This window comes from Vibrio sp. 10N.222.52.B7 (genome assembly GCF_041474275.1).
In the GTDB taxonomy this organism is placed as follows: Bacteria; Pseudomonadota; Gammaproteobacteria; order Enterobacterales; family Vibrionaceae; genus Vibrio; species Vibrio crassostreae_C.
Genome location: NZ_JBFRTU010000386.1, coordinates 1 through 284, shown reverse-complemented (window position 1 = coordinate 284; position 284 = coordinate 1). Strand labels below are relative to the sequence as shown.

Genomic DNA, 284 nt, shown 5'->3' with positions numbered 1-284 from the left:
TAAGACCTAATCTAAAGAACCTCTATTTCATCAATGATTACAGTGTCACTTCTGAGCTAATCCGTAAAGATATAAGCCGTATTATGGCAGACTTTCCATCGATTAATTTGGTCGAAATACGCGATTTGTCGCTCAAGCAAACAAGTGAGTTCTTAAAAGGGGTATCTGCTGACGATGCAGTCTTACTGAGCCACTACAATACTGAGTTAGATCAAGGTGTATATCATACCTATCAAGAGGTCGCGGAAACCTTATCTGCATCGAGCGCCGCACCAGTGTTTGCG

General features: G+C 41.9%; 1 pseudogene. It reads left to right on the top strand.

Annotated features, from left to right (window positions below):
- A pseudogene (locus AB4512_RS23340) lies at nucleotides 1–284 on the top strand (phosphodiesterase); the annotation flags it as partial.